This is a genomic window from Bifidobacterium sp. ESL0764, assembly GCF_029395515.1.
In the GTDB taxonomy this organism is placed as follows: domain Bacteria; phylum Actinomycetota; class Actinomycetes; order Actinomycetales; family Bifidobacteriaceae; genus Bifidobacterium.
The window spans coordinates 1,734,413-1,752,676 of the sequence record NZ_CP113919.1 but is presented as its reverse complement, the minus strand read 5'-3'; the positions used below and the strand labels follow the sequence as shown (position 1 = coordinate 1,752,676).

General features: G+C 58.4%; 15 protein-coding genes and 2 pseudogenes. 11 read left to right on the top strand and 6 right to left on the bottom strand.

Annotation, left to right across the window (positions count from 1 at the left end; translation table 11 throughout):
- Positions 1–467 precede the first annotated feature (467 nt).
- The 3 genes and pseudogenes from rbfA to OZX71_RS06655 all read left to right on the top strand — a co-directional run bounded on the left by rbfA (position 468) and on the right by OZX71_RS06655 (position 3,829).
- Positions 468–950, top strand: a complete 483-nt coding sequence (gene rbfA, locus OZX71_RS06670; protein WP_277146319.1) for a 30S ribosome-binding factor RbfA — start codon at positions 468–470, stop codon at positions 948–950.
- Positions 928–2,037, top strand: a pseudogene (locus OZX71_RS08710) (hypothetical protein); the annotation flags it as partial. The gene rbfA and the pseudogene OZX71_RS08710, both read left to right, overlap by 23 nt.
- Before the next feature lie 502 nt (positions 2,038–2,539).
- Positions 2,540–3,829: a riboflavin kinase gene (locus OZX71_RS06655; protein WP_277159777.1), complete on the top strand. Its 1,290-nt coding sequence runs from the start codon at positions 2,540–2,542 to the stop codon at positions 3,827–3,829.
- A 305-nt stretch (positions 3,830–4,134) separates the two neighbouring features.
- Here OZX71_RS06655 and OZX71_RS06650 read toward each other — a convergent pair whose 3' ends face one another.
- A complete protein-coding gene (locus OZX71_RS06650; RefSeq protein WP_277159776.1) occupies positions 4,135–4,761 on the bottom strand; it encodes a cupin domain-containing protein in 627 nt (208 codons plus the stop codon).
- Positions 4,762–5,176: 415 nt separating this feature from the next.
- Between OZX71_RS06650 and OZX71_RS06645 the strand changes: the two genes are divergently transcribed.
- On the top strand, positions 5,177–5,461 hold the full coding sequence (locus OZX71_RS06645; protein WP_277159775.1) for a hypothetical protein: 285 nt from the start codon (positions 5,177–5,179) through the stop codon (positions 5,459–5,461).
- Between the two features lie 169 nt (positions 5,462–5,630).
- Here OZX71_RS06645 and radA read toward each other — a convergent pair whose 3' ends face one another.
- A complete protein-coding gene (gene radA / locus OZX71_RS06640) occupies positions 5,631–7,055 on the bottom strand; it encodes a DNA repair protein RadA (RefSeq protein ID WP_277159774.1) in 1,425 nt (474 codons plus the stop codon).
- Positions 7,056–7,501: 446 nt separating this feature from the next.
- On the opposite strand from radA, the gene OZX71_RS06635 reads away from it, so the two are divergent.
- The 3 genes from OZX71_RS06635 (at position 7,502) to tpx (ending at position 9,093) form a co-directional block, all read left to right on the top strand.
- The gene (locus OZX71_RS06635) at positions 7,502–8,125 is read left to right on the top strand and encodes a hypothetical protein (protein ID WP_277159773.1); all 624 of its coding nucleotides are present in this window, start codon (positions 7,502–7,504) and stop codon (positions 8,123–8,125) included.
- Between the two features lie 171 nt (positions 8,126–8,296).
- Positions 8,297–8,386 (top strand): AURKAIP1/COX24 domain-containing protein, encoded by a 90-nt coding sequence (locus tag OZX71_RS06630; RefSeq protein ID WP_004268639.1) that lies wholly within the window; start codon positions 8,297–8,299, stop codon positions 8,384–8,386.
- A 200-nt stretch (positions 8,387–8,586) separates the two neighbouring features.
- Positions 8,587–9,093, top strand: a complete 507-nt coding sequence (gene tpx / locus OZX71_RS06625; protein ID WP_277146328.1) for a thiol peroxidase — start codon at positions 8,587–8,589, stop codon at positions 9,091–9,093.
- A gap of 96 nt (positions 9,094–9,189) precedes the next feature.
- On the opposite strand, the gene rpiA is transcribed toward tpx, so the two are convergent.
- The 3 genes and pseudogenes from rpiA to pgm form a co-directional block, all read right to left on the bottom strand.
- Positions 9,190–9,888, bottom strand: a complete 699-nt coding sequence (rpiA, locus tag OZX71_RS06620; RefSeq protein WP_277159772.1) for a ribose-5-phosphate isomerase RpiA — start codon at positions 9,886–9,888, stop codon at positions 9,190–9,192.
- A gap of 1,181 nt (positions 9,889–11,069) precedes the next feature.
- Positions 11,070–11,678, bottom strand: a pseudogene (locus tag OZX71_RS06615) (ribonuclease H); the annotation flags it as partial.
- Positions 11,679–11,791: 113 nt separating this feature from the next.
- On the bottom strand, positions 11,792–13,468 hold the full coding sequence (pgm, locus tag OZX71_RS06610) for a phosphoglucomutase (alpha-D-glucose-1,6-bisphosphate-dependent) (protein ID WP_277159771.1): 1,677 nt from the start codon (positions 13,466–13,468) through the stop codon (positions 11,792–11,794).
- Positions 13,469–13,944: 476 nt separating this feature from the next.
- Here pgm and OZX71_RS06605 point away from each other — a divergent pair, with 476 nt between their 5' ends.
- A complete protein-coding gene (locus OZX71_RS06605; protein WP_277159770.1) occupies positions 13,945–14,385 on the top strand; it encodes a DUF3290 domain-containing protein in 441 nt (146 codons plus the stop codon).
- Between the two features lie 9 nt (positions 14,386–14,394).
- Complete coding sequence (locus OZX71_RS06600) at positions 14,395–15,030, top strand: DUF421 domain-containing protein (RefSeq protein ID WP_277146334.1); 636 nt, start codon at positions 14,395–14,397, stop codon at positions 15,028–15,030.
- Between the two features lie 130 nt (positions 15,031–15,160).
- Here OZX71_RS06600 and OZX71_RS06595 read toward each other — a convergent pair whose 3' ends face one another.
- Positions 15,161–16,264 (bottom strand): diacylglycerol kinase family protein, encoded by a 1,104-nt coding sequence (locus tag OZX71_RS06595; protein WP_277159769.1) that lies wholly within the window; start codon positions 16,262–16,264, stop codon positions 15,161–15,163.
- Positions 16,265–16,315: 51 nt separating this feature from the next.
- Between OZX71_RS06595 and OZX71_RS06590 the strand changes: the two genes are divergently transcribed.
- Both OZX71_RS06590 and OZX71_RS06585 read left to right on the top strand, forming a co-directional pair.
- Positions 16,316–16,585 (top strand): hypothetical protein, encoded by a 270-nt coding sequence (locus OZX71_RS06590; protein WP_277159768.1) that lies wholly within the window; start codon positions 16,316–16,318, stop codon positions 16,583–16,585.
- 141 nt (positions 16,586–16,726) lie between these two features.
- Positions 16,727–18,109 carry a hypothetical protein gene (locus OZX71_RS06585; RefSeq protein ID WP_277159767.1) on the top strand — a complete coding sequence of 461 codons (1,383 nt, stop codon included), beginning with the start codon at positions 16,727–16,729 and terminating at the stop codon, positions 18,107–18,109.
- Positions 18,110–18,264 lie beyond the last annotated feature (155 nt).

Genomic DNA, 18,264 nt, shown 5'->3' with positions numbered 1-18,264 from the left:
ACAAGGGCTCCGGAAAGTCCGAAGGCGATCTCAAGGCGCCTGAACCGAAGACCGAATCCAAGAAGAAGTGAATAAGCCGGTCTGTATCAGACCGACTTGATGATTGAGCGTTAGTCGCCCGTCGTGCCATTGGTTGTGCGCGGCGGGCGACAGCACTATGTGGGTCGGAAACGAAAACGCGTTGTTTACAGCAGTAAACCCTATTGTTGTGCGGGAAACGACGTATTTGGCTCCGTTAGATTCGTTGTTTCCAGCACCTTAGGGATAGTTAGTGCTGGTAGAAACCTATTGAGCGCCGTTGACGGTGCCGCTTTGTACTATAAGCGAATCAGTGCAGAAACCTCGTATGGGATGATTTGGAATGTATCGTTTCCGATACTGTAAGACAAATGCCGTTCGAAACACGTATTCGAGTCGGTCTGTATTATGAAACGTAACAGCCAGAGTAAGTAATAAAAGGAAACGTTATGGCAACAACCAATCCACGGGCCGCGCGTATCGCGGCGTTGATTCAGCGCGTTATCGCCTCGTCGATGGAACGCACATTGCATGACAAGCGCCTCAATGGCGTCACCATCACCGATGTGCGCGTTACCGGCGACCTTCAGATCGCGCGCGTCTACTGGACCCAGCTCGGCCAGGAGGGCAAGGCGCAAGGGGAGCGCAAGCGTGCCGAGCAAGCGCTGAAGCAGGCCACCGGCAGGCTCCGTTCGCTGGTGGGCGCCAAGGCCGGGTTGCGGCTGACTCCGCAGCTGCAGTTCATCTATGACGAGGTGCCGAGCGAGGCGCACGAGATCGAGGACATTCTGGTCACCGCCCATAGGCGAGACGAGGAGCTCGACAAGGCCCGCGAGACCGCGCAATATGCTGGCGAGGCGAATCCGTACGTCGAGCCGCGCAAGAAGAAGACCGCCGCCGACTTTGAGGATGATGGTGTCGAAGAAGAATAAGCAGCCGGAACTTTCCGGGCTTCTGGTGGTCGACAAACCGCTTGGCGTGACCAGCCACGACGTGGTGGCGGCCGTACGCGGGGAACTGCACATGCGTCGCGTCGGCCACGCGGGCACGCTCGATCCGCAGGCCTCGGGCGTATTGGTCATCGGTTTTGGCCACGGCACGCGGCTGTTGAACTATATCGTCGACCACACCAAGACCTACGAGGCGACCATCCGGCTCGGCCAGACCAGCACCACCGACGATTCCGAAGGCGACATCACGACGGTTGCCCCCGTGAAACTGGCCGATGATTCTCGAAACGAAACCGTGCAGGCCATACCGGCGGAATCGGATGATGATGCCACCGATAGCGGCGTGAATATGCATAGGGAAAGCAATATCGTAGCCGTGTCGGATGGAGATCGCGACGCCGATGGAAGCTTGTCCAAGACTTCTTCGGATATCGAAAAGGCCGACGACTTGCTACAGGTTTTTGATGGTGGAACGTCTTGTACTGACGGACACGACAAAATCCGTATACTGACACTTCAACAGATCAAGCAGGCCATCAACGAGCATCTGACCGGTGATATCGAGCAGGTGCCGAGTTCCTATTCCGCCGTTCGCGTCAACGGCCGTCACGCATACGAGCTGGCCCGTCAGGGTAAGGCCGTGGAACTTGCCGCACGTCCGGTCACCATCAGCGAATTCACCGTGCTTGGCGCTCGCAACGCCGAAATTGTGAACCCCAAGAAAGTCGGGGAAAAGTCGGGAACACAGACGGATACCGAAACAGCCAATGGGCCGACGGGAGCCGCGACAAATGCCGAAATGGCAGATGGATCAGCGGAAACCACCGATGCAATGGGAGAAACGAAGCCAGTTGAGATGGCGACTCCGTCTCCAATCGCGCAAACCGATGCGCCCGATTCTGCAAGTAACGAGAATGAGCGGGCAGCGATCTCTGTCGTGGACGTGGACGTACGCATCAGCTGCTCGACGGGCACGTACATCCGTTCGCTGGGCCGTGATCTGGGCCAGCTTCTGGGCGTCGGCGGTTACCTGACAAGGCTGCGGCGTACGCGGGTCGGCAGATTTGACTTGGCGGATCCGCAACTGGCACAACGCGTGGTCACCGCCCACGCCAAGCCGCATACCTTCACCAATCGTGAAGGCGTTACCCTGACGTTGAACAAGGCCGTGCTGGATGTCGACGCAGACGAACTCAAACGCCGCTCCCTGACCATGCTTGAGGCCGCGCAGCGTACGATGCCAACCGTTCCCATCACCGATGCCGACGCCCGGAACCTGCGTTTCGGTCGCAGACTGCCGATGCCGATGGCGGACAATGCAGACTCCAATACGCTCTCCGGCGCCGATTCTTGTGCCCAAAACGACAGAAGCAACGAGACGAATACCATCGCTGCGGTATTTCTGCCGCAAACCGGTGAGATTGTAGGCATCGTGGAACCGGCCAATGCCCATGAGCTCAAGTCCGTAGTGGTTTTCCCGCCAACTGTGTGAAGGCTCAAAAGAAAAGGGGCTTTCGCGCAGGCGGCTTGGCTGATAAGATGGCTTGCGGCAGACAAGACAAAGGATTTTGATGAAAATCACCAGGTTGACACCCGACGATAACGGATTGGTGGATTGGCCCACCCTGAGTTCGCACAAGCGCGTAGTGATGACGATTGGCGTGTTCGACGGCATGCACAAAGGGCATCAGGCCGTTGTGCGCCGCGTGGTGGAGCTGGCGAAAAAGACCGATTCCCTGTCCGTAGCGATGATTCTCGATCCGCGGCCGGCGCTTGCGCATACCTATGCCAACGAGCACGACGGCATGGACTTGCCGGTGGATTTCGTGGACACGCAGGCTCTGAGTTCGGTCGAGCAGCGGGCGCGGGTCATGGACGAACTTGGGGTGGACCGCGTGCTGGTGCTGCACTATACAATGGCGTTTGCGGCCAAATCGTTCCGTTTCTTCCTGGGCCAGATGGTCGGCAAGCTGGGCATGCGTACGCTCGTGCTCGGCCAGGACGCGGCAATGGGTGCGAACCGCAAGGGCGATATCAAGGCCATTCAGGAGCTTTGCGAGGCCACGCGCGTCTTCGAGCTCGACGTGGTCGACGATCTGGGGCCCGGCTATACGTGGGTGCCGTCGCATTTCGAGCCGAAGATGCCGGAAGGCACCGGCGAGCCGCAAGACCCGCGAGAAGCCATGAACAAGGCCGAACTGCGCGGGTGGAGCAAGCAGAACAATTGCCGCAAGGTGCGCGTCTGGAGCTCGTCGAACGTGCGCTATCTGCTTTCGCAGGGGTGTGTGAAGGCCGCCTCTGAGATTCTGGGGCGCGACCATGCGGTCGAAGGCGCTGTGGTGCACGGCGAGCAGCGTGGGCGCGAGATCGGCTTCCCGACCGCGAATCTGGCGCAGAGAGTCGAAGGCTATGTGCCCGTCGACGGGGTGTACGCCGGTTGGCTGGTCGATTTGGGGCCGATTGACGATGATGCGAATAACGATGGCGGTACTTCTGATGGCGGTACTGCCGCTAGCAGCGCGAACAACGCCGCACAAAGCACTGCGTCCAGCGGTGTGAACGCCGCGAATCTGGCATCTCCCTCGGCGCAGATGCGTATGGCCAAGGGTTCGCCGTGGCGTTGGCCTGCCGCGATTTCCATCGGGACCAAGCCTACGTATAGCGACGAGACCGGCATCAACGAGCGGGTCATCGAGCCGTATTGTGTCACCGACGATTGGCTGGATCTTTACGACCACAAGGTGCGCGTTGAATTCACGCAATTCCTGCGCGGCCAGGTCAAGTTCGACGGCACCGACGAGCTCAAGGTCGCACTGAAGGACTACGCCGATCAGACGCTGGAGATTGTTGACGCGAAGTGAGACCGGTGTTGGCTGGATTGTTATTGGCTGTTTGATGAACGGATTCGGGCGTCGCGATCGAGAGTAGACCGTAGACCGTAGACTGTAGACTGTAGACCGTAGACCGTAAACCGGTGTGTCCCGCTTATATGAATGCTTGGTTGTTACGTGTCATAGCGGGTTTGGCTTGTATAGATAGGCCGTAAAAGAGGGTCTCTGCAGATTTTAGGCAGGGACCCTCTTTGATGCTTCGTTGTTGTGCCGTCGCCGTTGTGCGACTTGGTGTTCTGTCGTTCGGACGTGATGAGACTGAAACCAGGATTGTCCTATTCCAGCGTGAAGCCGTCAAAGGTGAAGCCAGGGCTCACCACACAGGAGACCAGAGCGTCGCCCTTGCCGGGCACGGTGCGTTGCCAGCAGCCTTCGGGTATGACCACTTGGCCTACCGGCGTCGATGACGTATCCACATCGGCCGAGGCAAGTCCCTGTCCGAGCGTGTAGAGTGTGCGTCCGGATTCGTCGGCCGGTGCGTCGCCATATCCGCCCAGTTCAAGGCCGACGGTGGCCGGTCCGTGCCAAAGCCAGATTTCCGTGGCGTCCACCTTGTGCCAGGCGCTCGCATCGCCCTGTGCCAAAAGGAAGTAGATCAGTGAGGCCAGCGGCCGGCCTTCGGTCGCTTTCATCGATTTCAGATCGGCGGCGGTGGCGGCGTAGCTCTCAGCCGAATACGCCACGTCGGTTGTGACGGAACCTGCCGAAGCTGCGGCATTGCCGGTGCCGGTAGTGCGCAGCTCTTCGCCGCGCTGTGCGGCCTGCTTCGTTGCCGTACCGGCCGCGGCCTGCAGGCTCAGCCAGGTCTGACGGTACCAGCCGCCCTCGGGATGCGCCTCAAGACCCAGCGTCTTGACCATGTGCTGTGCATACTCGCTCATATTCTCAAATGCAACGCTCATCGTTGTCTCCCCTCCCATAATGAATGTTCTCGAAAACACAGACCCGGCTTTTGCCGACATTATGTTTCCTGCCGGGTTCATTCTACCAATTCCTTGGGAATCGGCTGCAGATGAGATTCTTTGATGCGAAGTTTTAGTTGACGGGTTTAGAAATACGTTATTGAGAGAAATCCATTTTCCGGCTTGTACTTTCCTTGACTGGAGTCGCTCATACTCAGGGCTTTCAGGGTTGATAAATCAGGGATGTTTCAGGGTGTTCACCGATACGGTTTTCGGATTTCGGCCCGTAGGGTGGAAACGTAAACGGCATTGTCGGTGGCAATTATGCCGGTCAAAGGAGAACGAAGATGATACCAACCCTTGAAGCGCCATTGGTGGCGCAGCACGTTTCCTATCAATGCGTCGGTGAATCTGCATGAGTGGCGTCAACATTTCCTCGCCGGTCTCTCGGCTGGCACAGCACGGCGTGCAGAAGACGGCGACAACCGTTGCGGACGCGCAACCGGGTGAGCCTGCGGGCACCAACACGGGTTCGATATGGAACATGAATTCATGGTCGAGTTTGAGTGAGGTCATGCCGGTACCGCATCGAGGCCATCGTCTGCGCCGGCTTCTTTGCGTGGGTGTCATCATCCTTGTCATCGCGGCACTGATTTCGGCAATCTGTTCGTCTTATGATTCCGTGAGTGACGAAAGCTGAGGGAGTAATGTAATGATTATGTCAGAAATGATAAGTCGTGATTGGTAATATGTTCGGTTTATCGATTTGAGAAGTCATTTAAATGACTTCTCGGTTATATGAGATTGTAGGTCAAAAAGCTTGAATGTTTTCCTACCTACAATCTCGTGTTTTGATGACGATTAAAGCACTATCTCCCTTTCGAAACGCTCAGTGCCTCAAGCGCGTCGCGCAGGGACGAGACCTCGATGATTTCCAAGCCTTTGACGGCTTTGAGTTTGCGACGGCTGCGGTTGGTGGGGACTACGGCGCGGGTGAAGCCCAGGCGTGCGGCCTCGTTGAGGCGATGGCTCAGCTGGGGGACGGGACGCACCTGGCCGGTGAGGCTGATCTCGCCCATCGCGCAGGTGGTACGGGCGATGGGTTTGCTGGTGGCGGCGCTCGCCAATGCGGCGACGATGGCGAGATCGCAGGCCGGTTCCTTGGCCAGGCCGCCGGCAATGGTGGAAACGTAGAGGTCATTGGCCAGAAGATTCACGCGCCCGTGACGGTACAGCACCGCCGAAAGCATGGCCAGGCGATTCGAATCGATGCCGTTGGTGTTGCGGCGGGGCGTAGGCAAAACGGATTTGGTGACCAATGCCTGCACCTCGATCGGCAGACTGCGGTGACCGTCGAGCGTGAACGTGACGCAGGTGCCCTCGACCGGTGCATCTTCGGTGGAAAGGAACAGGCCGGAGGGATCGCTGACCTCTTCGATGCCTTCGCCGCTCATGTCGAAACAGCCCACCTCGTCGGTCGGGCCGAAACGGTTCTTGGCGGCGTGCAACATACGCAGTGCGGTGACGCGATCACCCTCGAACTGGCAGACCACGTCGACCAGGTGCTCGAGCGTGCGCGGACCGGCGATGGAGCCGTCCTTGGTGACGTGGCCGACCAACATCACCGGGATATCAAGCGTTTTGGCGGTGTCGATCAGGGCGCTGGCCACCTCGCGCACCTGCGTGGAGCCGCCGGAGATGCCATCGACGTCCTGCGAGACGATGGTCTGCGCCGAATCCACGATGGCGAGGCTTGGCTTCTCCTGCTCGATCAGCCCTAGCACTGTGGCCAGGTCGGTGGTGGCGGCCAGCAGCAGGTTGCTTTCGAGCGCGTTGATGCGGGAGGCCCGCATACGCACCTGCGCCTGCGATTCCTCGCCCGAAATATACAGGACGGATTTCTTGGCGTTGCCGCGTGCCACGTTTCCCGCGGTTTCCAGCAGCAGCGTCGATTTGCCGATGCCCGGTTCGCCGGCGACCAACACGACCGAGCCCGGCACGATGCCGCCGCCGAGCACCCGGTCGAACTCGCCGAAGCCGGTGGGGATACGCTTCACTCCATCGGTGGAGATTTCGGTGATTGGCTTGGCCGCGGCGCTGCCCGCGATGACCGCGGAACTGGCCTGCGTGCGCGAGGTCCGTCCTGGCGCGGCCGTGCGTGATGCGGCGGCCGGACGTGCCTCGTGGAATTCCTCGATGGTGCCCCACGCGCCGCATTCTGGGCAGCGCCCGTACCATTTCACGCCGTTCCATCCGCACTCCGAGCAGACATACTGTGTCGCATTCTTTGCCATGATGCCGACGCTAGCCAATTTTGCCGACAAGGGCAAGTCAGTCGGAGGAAAATCATGAAATCGGGAAATCAGGAAATCGGGAAATCATGAAATCATGAAATCAGGAGAATGTTCAATTCCCCGTCAATGATTCTTTCACCGACCAAACATGAGAGTCCTGAAACCGTTATATTGCGGAATAATAGGTATCTTGGTGCACCAAGTCCGCGGAATCGAGGCAATTGAGTGCCGATTCTTCATTTTTTAGCCCTCTTGGTGCACCAAGTACCCCAAAAAATACAGAATTCATATCAATTCTTTGATTTTTGCCCTTCTTGGTGCCACCAAGAATATGAAAATACGGGAATTGGATGGAGATTGACGGCTGAAGTTGTGTCGTGAAGTCGACATTGTTATTGAATTTCCCCAATTGGCCAGCGTCAGCCCGATGTGAAATAATTGCGGCTATGTCGACTCAACAAAGGAATTCCTCTTCTTCTCATGGCAAATTGATCGCCGTCGTGATTGCGGCTGCGGTGGTAATCGTCCTTGCCCTGCTTTCCGCGTTCGTATGGCCGGGCTGGGCGATGAACAAAAGCGCCAGCGAAGAACAAAAGCAACAGCAGACGACATCCGCCAAGCCCCAGCCCACCACGCCAAGCATCAAGGCCAAGGAGCTGCCGCAGGACGCCACGCCTCTGCTGAAGGTGATGCCCGACACGGTTGTCAATTTCGCGCGTACGGAAGCCGCTCCCAGCGCAAACTGGACGTCCGCCTCCCCGCTGGAGGAATACACGCTCACGTATTCGACAGGAAACATAGCCAAGGACGTCACGCTTGTGGTGGCGCAATGGTCCGGCAACGATACGGCGAAAACGCAATATGACACGCTGGTCGGCGCGCTCAAAGGTACGGATGTGGCCAGTGGCGACGTCAAGGTTTCCGGCAATGCCACGGGCAAATACGTGGTGAAATCCAATGGAGACAAGGGTAAGACGGCTACGGCGGTCTGGCAGAACGATACCGTCGTCTTTCAGGCCACGGGTCCCAAGGATTCGATCCAGCGCTTCTATTCGAAATTCCCGCTCTAGGTCGAATCTCCCGGCGTTCGTGTTTAATGGATCGAGGCAATGCTGAGGTGACGCGTTCGTTGTGTGATTTGCGCTGGTCTGGTGGAAATGGGAACAACAGCGTTTTAAGTCGGCAAGAGCGAGTAACATAGGTAAAGTTGCAAACTTATAGTCAAGGATTGGAGGCTTCAGATGGGTTCTGTCATCAAGAAGCGCCGCAAGCGGATGAGCAAGAAGAAGCACCGCAAACTGCTGCGTAAGACTCGTCATCAGCGCAAGTAGTAATAAAGCTTTTTACCAAGGTTCGGGATCGCAAGGTTCCGAGCCTTTTTGTTGTTTATGTGCGTCCCGTTTCGCTGCGTTTATGTCTCGCTGCGTTTCCGTTTCCCGATATGGCCGGATTGTTTGCGCCAAAGCGCGTGAATTGCTATCAGGTAGCGTAAAACGCTGGCGCATCGGCGCGTTTCGTGAAATCATGAGGTATGGCACAAATTACTTTGGGTGGCGTGGCCACCAATACCGTAGGAAATCTCCCCGCCGTCGGCTCTGCAGCTCCGGCTTTCACGCTCGCTGATGGCGATCTCAACGACTTCGACTCGTCGAAATTCGCGGGCAAGAAGGTTGTCATCAACATCTTCCCGTCCGTCGACACGGACGTCTGCTCGATGTCGGTGCGCAAGTTCAATCAGATGGCCGACGAGCTCGAAGACACCGTCGTGGTCTGCGTTTCCAAGGATCTGCCGTTCGCGCAAGGCCGTTTCTGCGGGGCGGAGGGCATCAAGAACGTCGTCACCGGTTCTGCGTTCCGTTCCTCGTTCGGTGAGGATTACGGAGTGACCATCGCCGACGGTGGCATGAAGGGACTGCTTTCACGCGCCGTGGTTGTCGTCGACCGTGACGGCAAGGTCGCCTACACGCAGCAGGTTCCGGAAATCGGCACCGAGCCGGATTACGACGCCGCTCGCAAGGCGGTCGAAGCGCTCAAGTAGCGCAAACATGGAATTGCGCCATATTCGAGCCGCTTACAAGCAATTAGCGGCGCAAATATGGCGCAATTTTTTATTTGCTAAAATCCGGGCCCGGAATCAGTTCTCGGAAACGGTCAGCACGCGCGGGCCGTTCGGGTTGCCGACGATGACCTTGTCCACGCGGTTGAGGAAGAGGCCATGCTCCACCACGCCGACCGTGTTGATGAGGTCTTCGGCGAGATCCTGCGGGTGGTCGATGCGCTCGAGATGCAGGTCGACGACGTAGTTGTTCTCGTCGGTGCGCACCTCGGTGCCGTCGGCGTTCTTGCGCAGGGTCGGCTTGTAGCCCTTGTCCTCGAACTTCTTGATGACGTGGGCGGAGCCGTAGGGGATGACCTCGACGGGCAGCGGGAACGCGCCGATGGTATCGACCACCTTGGAGGCGTCGACGATCCAGATGTTGTAGTTGGCGTTCTCGTTGACGATCTTCTCCCAGAGCAGGGCCGCGCCGCCGCCCTTGATGCCGTTGAAGTTCTTGTCGACCTCATCGGCGCCGTCGATGGCGAGATCGATATGGTCCACGTCGTCGATGTCGACGATCTTGATGCCGTAGCCCTCGGCCTGCTTGGCGGTGCGACGCGAAGTCGTCACGCCCGTGAACTTGAGGCCTTCCTCCTGGGTGCGACGGCCGAGCTCGTCGACCAGGAACCGCACGGTCGAGCCGGTGCCGAGGCCCGCGATCATGCCGTCCTTGATAAACTTGGCCCCCTCGATGCCAGCTGCCTTCTTAAGCGCGTCTTGTTGTTCCTTATCCATTGATACTCCTTTTAACAGGCCAGCTCAGTCATATAGTGACGAGCGTCACTGTCCATAGTATCGGTGTTCCGATACTTTTATTTGTGTTCATGTTTTGTTTGTTTCTGTTACTTTTTGTGTTTCTCGTTGGCGATGAGGAACGGAACATTATTCAGTACGATGGTGCCATCTCCGGCCACATATCCGTCGATGGCGATAATGCCGCGGATGTGTCGCGGCCGACCGTTGTATGTCGGGCTGGTCTGCGGTGCCGGCGAAAAACGCAACGTGCCGTTCACGCTCAGCCCGTTGTGGATATATCGAGGTTCCGGATTCGTTTCCGGCTTCGGGCTGGAACCGGTGGCGCGTGGCGTGTCGCTGCTCTCGTCGTTTTCGACCGCGGCGGCATCGTCGTTGGTGACGATATCAACGGTATCGTTATCGGCGTTGGCGCCCGCACTGACACCAGCATCGGCGTTCGTGTCGTCATCGGTGTCGGTGTCGTCATCATCGTTTTCAATGGCGGTGGCGTCGATATGGCTTTCGTCGTCTGTGTCGGTATCGTCGGATTTGTGGCCGTTGTCGGCGTCGTCACTAGTGCCGTTCAATCTGTCATCGGTGTCATCGTGATTATTGGTGATGTCGTGATTGTCGGCGTCATCGTTATTGTTGGCTTTATCGTCGCCGCCAGTGCCGTTGGCATCGGTGTTCTCGGATACTGGAGATGTATTCGTTTCAGCTGAGCGTTCGGCCTCGCCAGCTGCTGCGGAGTTGCCCGCTTCAGCAGGTTCACCGGATTCGTCCGTCTCATCCGAGACCGGCAACTCGGTTTCGGTGGGGGTCTCGCTCCGGTCAGCAGGAATGGTGACGTCGTCTCCTACAGGCGAACCGCTGAAATTGGGATGAGAACGTACGGTTCGGCCGATCGTATCCGGCTTCTCTTCGTCTTCGTCGTGACGGACGTTTTCATCCGCCGTTTCGTCGTTCTCGGCCGCTCGATGATGCGCGACTACCGGCTTGCGCCCGCTGAAATCGTACTCGGGCACGCCTTCGGGCTGAGCAAGTCGTTCGGCGAGTGTCGGTTTGTGGGAAGCCGAAACGTCAGTCTGACCGGTCGTGTTTTCGTTCTCTGCGTTCTGGCTGTCGCTATCCTCGGAACCGTCCTCGTTTCCGTCATCAAGCCCGCCGCCCGACTGTGTGCCGCGTCCGAGATGATACTGTTCCTCGGTGATTTTGCCGTCGATAAGCATGCGTGCGTCGGCGGGAATATCCACGCCCTTGGCATAGGCCGAGGCGAGCAGCGACTGCCAGCCTTCCAGCGGCAGGTAACCGTCCTTGACCCCGCTGCGCGCGTCGCCGGAGTAGGTGTGGGCCAGGTCGTCTACTTTTTCATTGCCTGGATTGCCGTTGTGTCCCTTGACCCAGACGAACTTCACCGGGCCGGGCCGGGCGGCGATTTCCGCGTCGATGGCCTTGATCAGCGGGGCGTTCTTCACGGGCTTGTGCTGCGAGTTCTTCCAGCCGTTCTTCTTCCATCCCTTGACCCAGGTGGTCGAGCAATTGATGGCGTACTGCGAGTCGGTTTCGATGGTCAGCGGTTCAGCGCCACGGTGCGCCCGCAATGCCTCGAGCACCGCGCAGAGCTCTCCGATCTGGTTGGTGCCGTTGGTGGCGCCGCCCGCGTCGCTGTCGCCGTCGTGCTGGTGGCCGTCGGTCCGTGCAGCATTCGCCACATGGTCCGCCCAAGCCCATCCCATCGGCCCGTTGGGGTTGCCCAGCGCGCTGCCGTCCGTAGAAACCGTAATAGTCATGTTTCCAAGGTTACGTGCCGGCGGCGAAAACACAAAGGTCGGTCGGTAGGATTTTTGAAACCGCTTGATTGCGCTGTTTCAACTTTCCTGTCGGCCGACCTTTGTGCTATTGGTTATTCGTCCAACGCCTTGTCGACCACATCGGTGGCCTCGGCGAGGACCTGGTCGAGCGCCTCGGGGGAGACGAACGACTCGGCGTAGATCTTGTAGATGTTCTCAGTGCCGGAGGGGCGGGCGGCGAACCAGTTGTTCTTGGTGGTCACCTTGATGCCGCCGATAGGAGCATCGTTGCCGGGCGCGCGCGTGAGTTTGGCGGTGATGTCCTCGCCGGCCAGGGTGGTCGCCGAGACCGCATCGGGGGTGAGATCCGCGAACTTCTGCTTCTGCTCGAGTGTGGTCGGTGTATCGACGCGCTTGTACCAGCTTTCGCCGAATTTGGCGACCTGCTCCTGATGCAGTTGCGCCGGGTTCTTGCCGGTCTTGGCGGTGATCTCCGCGGCCAGCAGGTCGGGGATGATGCCGTCCTTGTCGGTGGTCCACACGTGGCCGTCGCGGCGCAGGAAGCTCATGCCGCTGCTTTCCTCGCCGCCGAACGCGACCTCGCCGGTGAAGAGCGGGTCGACGAACCACTTGAAGCCGACCGGCACCTCGACCAGCTTGGCGCTGATGGAGGCGGCCACGCGGTCGATCAGGGAGGAGGAGACGAGCGTCTTGCCGATGCCTGTGCCGTTGGGCCAGCCCGGGCGAGCCCCGCCGAAGAGATATTCGATGCACACGGCGAGGTAGTGGTTCGGGTTCATGACCCCCCAGTCAGGGCAGACGATGCCGTGGCGGTCGGCGTCGGGGTCGGTGCCGCCCACCAGGTCGTACTTGCTCCACGCTCCGGCGTTGAGCTCGTCGACCAGCCCCTTCATCGCATACTGCGAGCTGGGGTCCATACGGATCTTGCCGTCGTGGTCGATGGTCATGAATCGCCAGGTCGGGTCGACCTCGGGGCGCACCACGCCGATACTGAGGCCATACTTTTCATTGATTAGCGGCCAGTAATTCACGGAAGCGCCGCCCAGCGGGTCGATGCCGAGCCTCACGCCGGAGGAACGAATGGCGTCGAAGTCGATGACGTCGCTCAGGTCGCTCACGTAGTGGTCGCGGTAGTCGAAGCGTTCGACCAGCGGGGACTTGATGGCCTCGTCGTAGGGCACACGCTTGACATCACGGAAGTGGCCTAAGAGCTCGTTGGCGCGGTTGGCGATGGCTTCGGTCGCTTCGGCAGGGGCCGGACCGCCGGTGACCGGATCGTACTTGAAACCGCCGTCGGTGGGCGGGTTGTGCGAAGGGGTCACCACAATGCCGTCGGCCAGGCCCTCGCCTTCGAAGCGCTGTGAGCCGTCGGCGGCGCGGTTGTGGGTGAGGATGGCGTGCGAGACGACCGGAGTGGGCACGAAGTCATCGCGCGAGTCGATGCGCACGGTCACGCCGTTGGCGACGAGCACTTCGATGGCTGTCTTCATCGCGGGGCCGGAAAGCGCATGCGTGTCGCGGCCGAGATAGAGCGGCCCGGTGACGTTGGCCTTCTTGCGATATTCGGCGATGGCCTGGCTGATCGAGACGATATGCGCCTCGTTGAACGAGGTCTTCAGCGACGAGCCGCGGTGCCCGGAAGTGCCGAACGAGACGCGCTGTGCCGGATCGGCGGGGTCGGGGATGGCGTCATAATATTTGCCGATGACCTCGTTGACGTCGATGAGGTCGGCTTGTGTGGCGGGTTTGCCCGCATTATTTGCAACCATGCTTCCATTGTGCCACAGTCGCGCGGCGAAAGCGCGAAATTTGTGCGCTGTCACAACCAATCGCACAAGGCGATTGTGCGAACTGAGATATCTGATGTATAAAAAGTGCGTTTTACATGCGTCAATATGCACTTTCTTAACGCTAGCGTCAAAAAAGTGCATTTGGAAAAGTCCAATATGCATTTTTCTCACGGTGCCGTCAAAAAAGTGCGTTTAAACGGGGGCTAAAGTGCACTTTTCGCACAGTTTTGTGTTGCAGCAGCTGAGACGCGTTGAAACACGATAGTGCGTTGATGGCTGGAAATGCGAAGCGAAACGAGCGGGTCAATCCTGCGAGATCTGGTGCCTATAGCGGTCAGTCGGCTGGAAAATGTCATATAAATTCTTCTATCAGCGCCAAAGCCGACCTACGTATTGCGACGCCCTTACGATGAAACGGGAGAAATAACCTGTCAACCTACGTTTGAGGCATTTCCATGACATTTTACGGTATCAATTACCTGCAGAACCAGCACGGCATCAACCAGGTCGTCCGATTCGTCATCATCATCGCGCTGTGCGTGGCGCTGGTCGCGTTCTTCGTGCTCTATCTGCGGCACCGGCTCAAAACGAAATACCGGGACTTGGGCATCATCGCGCTGCTGCTGGTGGTGCTGGTGCTCGGCAGCGGCTTCACGCAGTTCCAGCAGAGCGAGACGGCCAGCGCCAAAGCCACGCAGATGGTCAGTTTTGTGCAGCACGTCGCCAAGGAACGGCATGTTTCCGAAAACGACGTGCTGGTCAATTCAAAATACCTGAACCAGGACGTCATCGTCAAAATCGGCGACAAATACTATACGGTCAACCTCAACACGGACTACACCGCCTACAAACTCACCGAAACCCACATGCTCGCCGACGTCAAAGAAGAAAAGTAAGGAACCGCCATGCTTATCAGCACCACACTCATCGTCAAACTCGTCGTGGGCATCGCCTTCCTGATCGTCCACATCAACCTCTTCGGCAAATCCAACCTCGCACCCACCAGCGCCATGGACCAGATCCAGAACTACGTGCTCGGCGCCATCATCGGCGGCGTGATCTACAACGAGCAGATCACCGTGCTCCAGTTCGTCTTCGTGCTGATCACGTGGATGCTTTTGTGCATGCTCATCAAGTTCGGCAAGGAGAACAGTCGGCCAATCAAGAAACTCATCGATGGCAGCCCCGTCATGCTCATCTCGCACGGCAAGGTCGATGTCGCCACCTGCATGCGCAAGGGCGTTTCGGCCAGCGACCTGATGCTCAAGCTGCGCTCGCAGGGCGTCTACGAGATTTCCAAAGTGCTGAAGGCCTACTTCGAGCAGAACGGCCAGTTGACCGTCATCTGCTACGGCGACGAGACGCTGCGCCTGCCGTTGATCGTCGACGGACAGGTCGATACGGATGTGCTGGAAGCCATCGGCCACGACAAGGACTGGCTTGAGGACGAGGTCAAAAAGCAGGGTTACGACGGCACCAGCGGCGTGTATATCGGCGAGTACGTCTCCAAGAAGCTGGAACTGACCGGTTACGCAAAGTAGGCGGGAAGTAGGCGGGAAACAGACGCGAAGTAGGCTGGGAAGTGGCCGAAGCGATTGCGAAGTAATCGGGAAATGACCGGGAAATAACCGTGAGATGGCTGCGAAAATAGTCGAAGAGTAGTTGTGATACTTATATCTGCTCGAGCTCGGCCTTGGCCGGGACGCGCACGCGCAGCGACTTGGGCTCGACGCTGAAACGGATATGGCTGGTCGAGCCGAGCATGTCGCCGTCGACCTGAGCCAGCGCGGGCTTTTCGAGCTGGATCTCGGCCTTGATGCCCTGGATCTGGTCCATGGTCGAATTGGTGGAAAGCGGGCTCTGTTGCGCGCGTCCGGTGATGGTCTGATGCATTACGTCGCCGAAAAGGTTCATCCATCCGAGGATACCGCCGGAAGTATCGATGATTTCGAAATCCAGCAGTCCGTCGTCGAACGAGGCGTCCGGCATCAGCGAGAACACGGGAATCTGGCCGCAATTGCCGGCCATGAACGTACGGAAATGCAGCTCGCCGACCGTGTGAGAGCTTCCGTCAGTGCTGGTGATGGTGACGGCCCCGCGGTATTTCGGCGCGAACAGATGCTTCATGCCGCCGGAGAAATAGGCGAGCCAGCTGATGCTTTTCTTCAATTCCGGATCGGTGTCGTTGATCATGTCGGCGTCGAAACCGATGCCTGCGATAATGAGGAAGGCGTGGGCATGGTCGTCGTCGGGCCGGTCGAGCAGCGCCATGCGTCCCATGTCGACCATGCGTTCGCCGTGCGAGGTGGCGATGGCCAGTGCCGCGTTGATGTCGTCGACGGGGATGCCCATGTTGCGGGCGAAAAGGTTGCCGGTGCCGATGGGGATGATGCCCAAGGTGTGCCCGGTGCCGCTTATGGCGCTGGCCACGGTGCGCACGGTGCCGTCGCCGCCCACAGCCACCAGGACGTTGGCGCCGTGTTCCAGCGCTTCCAGCGCACAAACGCGTCCGTCCCGTTGAAGCGTCGTTTCGATGAATTCGATCTCGGCGATGTCATGGTCTTTGCAGAATTCCTCGATGTGCAGGCGTGCACGCGCGGCCTGGGGTTTCGAAGGGTTGATGATGAAGGCGTACCGGACCTGATCGTCGTCACGTTGGTTGAGTCTCTGCACCCTACGCCACCGCCACCAGGCGCGCCGTGCCAGCGCGGCGGCAACGGCGAGAACGCATACCGCAACCACGGCGATGACGATGACAAGTACGGTTCGAGACATGGCTCTATTGTGTCGCGATACAGTGACGTTGCGCCCGAAAGTCGAAAAAAGATGAACGAATCCTACACGTTGGTTCGCCTGTTTGCTTGGTTTGCCTTGGAAACGGTCACGAAACAATCCCGTCTCACTATTTGTCACCGGACGGTCGAGCGCGAACCGGCTTCAATATACTTGGGAACCATGCTAGGTAAAGGAATTGAAGCAGGCATCACGGCCAATGCTGTGTGCCGCTCTTTGATTGCCATGAACGCCAGCATTCTCGCTTCGACCCGTCGATCGCATTCGTCGTCGACCGCCGTCTGCAGCGATATTTCGGATTGATGTATCGGTTTCGTTCCATTCAAATATTGCGTGATCGCAACGGCATAGCTGCCCGGTAACGTGTGTTTTTGCTCCGTCTTGGGCAGTGACTTATAAGAAGTGGTTTGAAAAATCCAGCAAAATATGAGGGAAAGTGGATTCATGACGAGTGAAGAAGAGCAACCGGTACAAAAACTGGCGCAAAGACGGGCAGAGAGCGCGCAAGCCGATACGTCCGGAAACAAACAAGCAAAAAGCAAGGATTATCAGGACGACAGGGACTCCGCGCTCAAATGGCACGGCCAGGACGTGCGTTGGATGCTGAGCCTGTTCGGTACGGCGATCGGCGCGGGCGTCCTGTTCCTGCCGATCGACGCCGGTGGGGCGGGCGTCATCGGCATCGTGCTCATGCTGCTTGTGGCCTATCCGCTGGCCTATTTCGCGCACCGGGCGATGTGCCGGTTCGTGCTTTCGGCCCGTAACCCCGACGACGACATCACCGACGTGGTCGAGCAGCATTTCGGCTTCGGTTTCGGCATGGTCTTCACCATTATCTACTTCGTCGAGGTATTGGTCATTCTGCTGATGTATTCGGTCTCCATCACCAATACGGCCGAAAGTTTCATCGTCAATCAGTTGCATATGCAAACCCCGCCGCGCTGGCTGCTTTCCCTCGTGCTCGTCGCGGTGCTGATCGCCATCATGGTCTGCGGCACCCGTACCGTCACCCGCGTGATGAGCTGGCTGACCTGGCCGGTCATCGCCGTGCTGGTGATTTTCGCGCTCTACCTCATCCCTCGCTGGAACCCTTCGATGCTGACCAGTATCCCGCGCAATGCCGCCGGCGGTTTTGATTTCGGCGCGCTTCTGCTCAGCCTGTGGCTCCTGGTCCCCGTCATCGTGCTCACGTTCGACCATTCCGCCATCGTCTCGTCCTTCTCCGTGAACGTCCGCAGGCGGTACGGCAAATATTCCGACGACAAGATCGGCAGGATTTTGAAGGTCGGGGAGCCCATGATGGTCACCGTTGTGCTCTTCTTCGTCTTAAGCAGCGATCTGGCGCTCACTCCCGGCGATGTGGCGCGCGCCAAAGAGCAGAACGTCTCCATCCTGAGCTATCTCGCCAATATGCTGGGCACCCCGGCCATCTCCTGGATCGCCTCGATCACCGCGTTCGTCTGCATCTTCAAGGCGTTCCTCGGCCATTATCTTGGGGTCGAGGAAGGGCTCGGCGGCATCATCCGCAAGGTGGCGCATACCAAAGGCGTGGTGGTAGAGCGGAAGAAACTCAACGTCCTCGTCAGCGTCCTCATGTTCTTGGCCTGCTGGTTCGTGGCCTGGGCCAACCCCTCGGCCATCGGCATGATCGAGACCATGGCCGGCCCGCTGATCGCCTTCATCCTTCTGCTCCTGCCGATGTACGGTGTGCACAAGGTGCCGGCGCTGAAGGAGTACGCTCACAAGATCAGCAACGTGTTCATCGTGGTCGTCGGCGTTGTCGCGGTCAGCGCCATCTTCTACAACATCGTCGGGTTGTTCCTGTGACCCGGTTGGCCGGTCGCTATGTCGTCTTTTGTTCTTCACTCGGTTTCATGACAGGACGATGGTGAAACCGATGGCGGAAATTGACAAAACAACAATACGAATATCGACGCTTACGGGTGGGCCGCAAAACCGCCGTAAGTGTCCCTTTACGGAAG

Excerpts from the sequence above, each read along its gene's own strand:
- OZX71_RS06595 (WP_277159769.1), bottom strand. The coding sequence starts at position 16,264 with ATGTCTCGAACCGTACTTGTCATCGTCATCGCCGTGGTTGCGGTATGC.
- radA (WP_277159774.1), bottom strand. The coding sequence starts at position 7,055 with ATGGCAAAGAATGCGACACAGTATGTCTGCTCGGAGTGCGGATGGAAC.
- OZX71_RS06635 (WP_277159773.1), top strand. The coding sequence starts at position 7,502 with ATGTCGACTCAACAAAGGAATTCCTCTTCTTCTCATGGCAAATTGATC.
- tpx (WP_277146328.1), top strand. The coding sequence starts at position 8,587 with ATGGCACAAATTACTTTGGGTGGCGTGGCCACCAATACCGTAGGAAAT.
- OZX71_RS06585 (WP_277159767.1), top strand. The coding sequence starts at position 16,727 with ATGACGAGTGAAGAAGAGCAACCGGTACAAAAACTGGCGCAAAGACGG.
- rpiA (WP_277159772.1), bottom strand. The coding sequence starts at position 9,888 with ATGGATAAGGAACAACAAGACGCGCTTAAGAAGGCAGCTGGCATCGAG.
- OZX71_RS06590 (WP_277159768.1), top strand. The coding sequence starts at position 16,316 with ATGAACGAATCCTACACGTTGGTTCGCCTGTTTGCTTGGTTTGCCTTG.
- OZX71_RS06645 (WP_277159775.1), top strand. The coding sequence starts at position 5,177 with ATGAGTGGCGTCAACATTTCCTCGCCGGTCTCTCGGCTGGCACAGCAC.
- OZX71_RS06600 (WP_277146334.1), top strand. The coding sequence starts at position 14,395 with ATGCTTATCAGCACCACACTCATCGTCAAACTCGTCGTGGGCATCGCC.
- OZX71_RS06655 (WP_277159777.1), top strand. The coding sequence starts at position 2,540 with ATGAAAATCACCAGGTTGACACCCGACGATAACGGATTGGTGGATTGG.
- OZX71_RS06605 (WP_277159770.1), top strand. The coding sequence starts at position 13,945 with ATGACATTTTACGGTATCAATTACCTGCAGAACCAGCACGGCATCAAC.
- OZX71_RS06650 (WP_277159776.1), bottom strand. The coding sequence starts at position 4,761 with ATGAGCGTTGCATTTGAGAATATGAGCGAGTATGCACAGCACATGGTC.
- OZX71_RS06630 (WP_004268639.1), top strand. The coding sequence starts at position 8,297 with ATGGGTTCTGTCATCAAGAAGCGCCGCAAGCGGATGAGCAAGAAGAAG.
- rbfA (WP_277146319.1), top strand. The coding sequence starts at position 468 with ATGGCAACAACCAATCCACGGGCCGCGCGTATCGCGGCGTTGATTCAG.
- pgm (WP_277159771.1), bottom strand. The coding sequence starts at position 13,468 with ATGGTTGCAAATAATGCGGGCAAACCCGCCACACAAGCCGACCTCATC.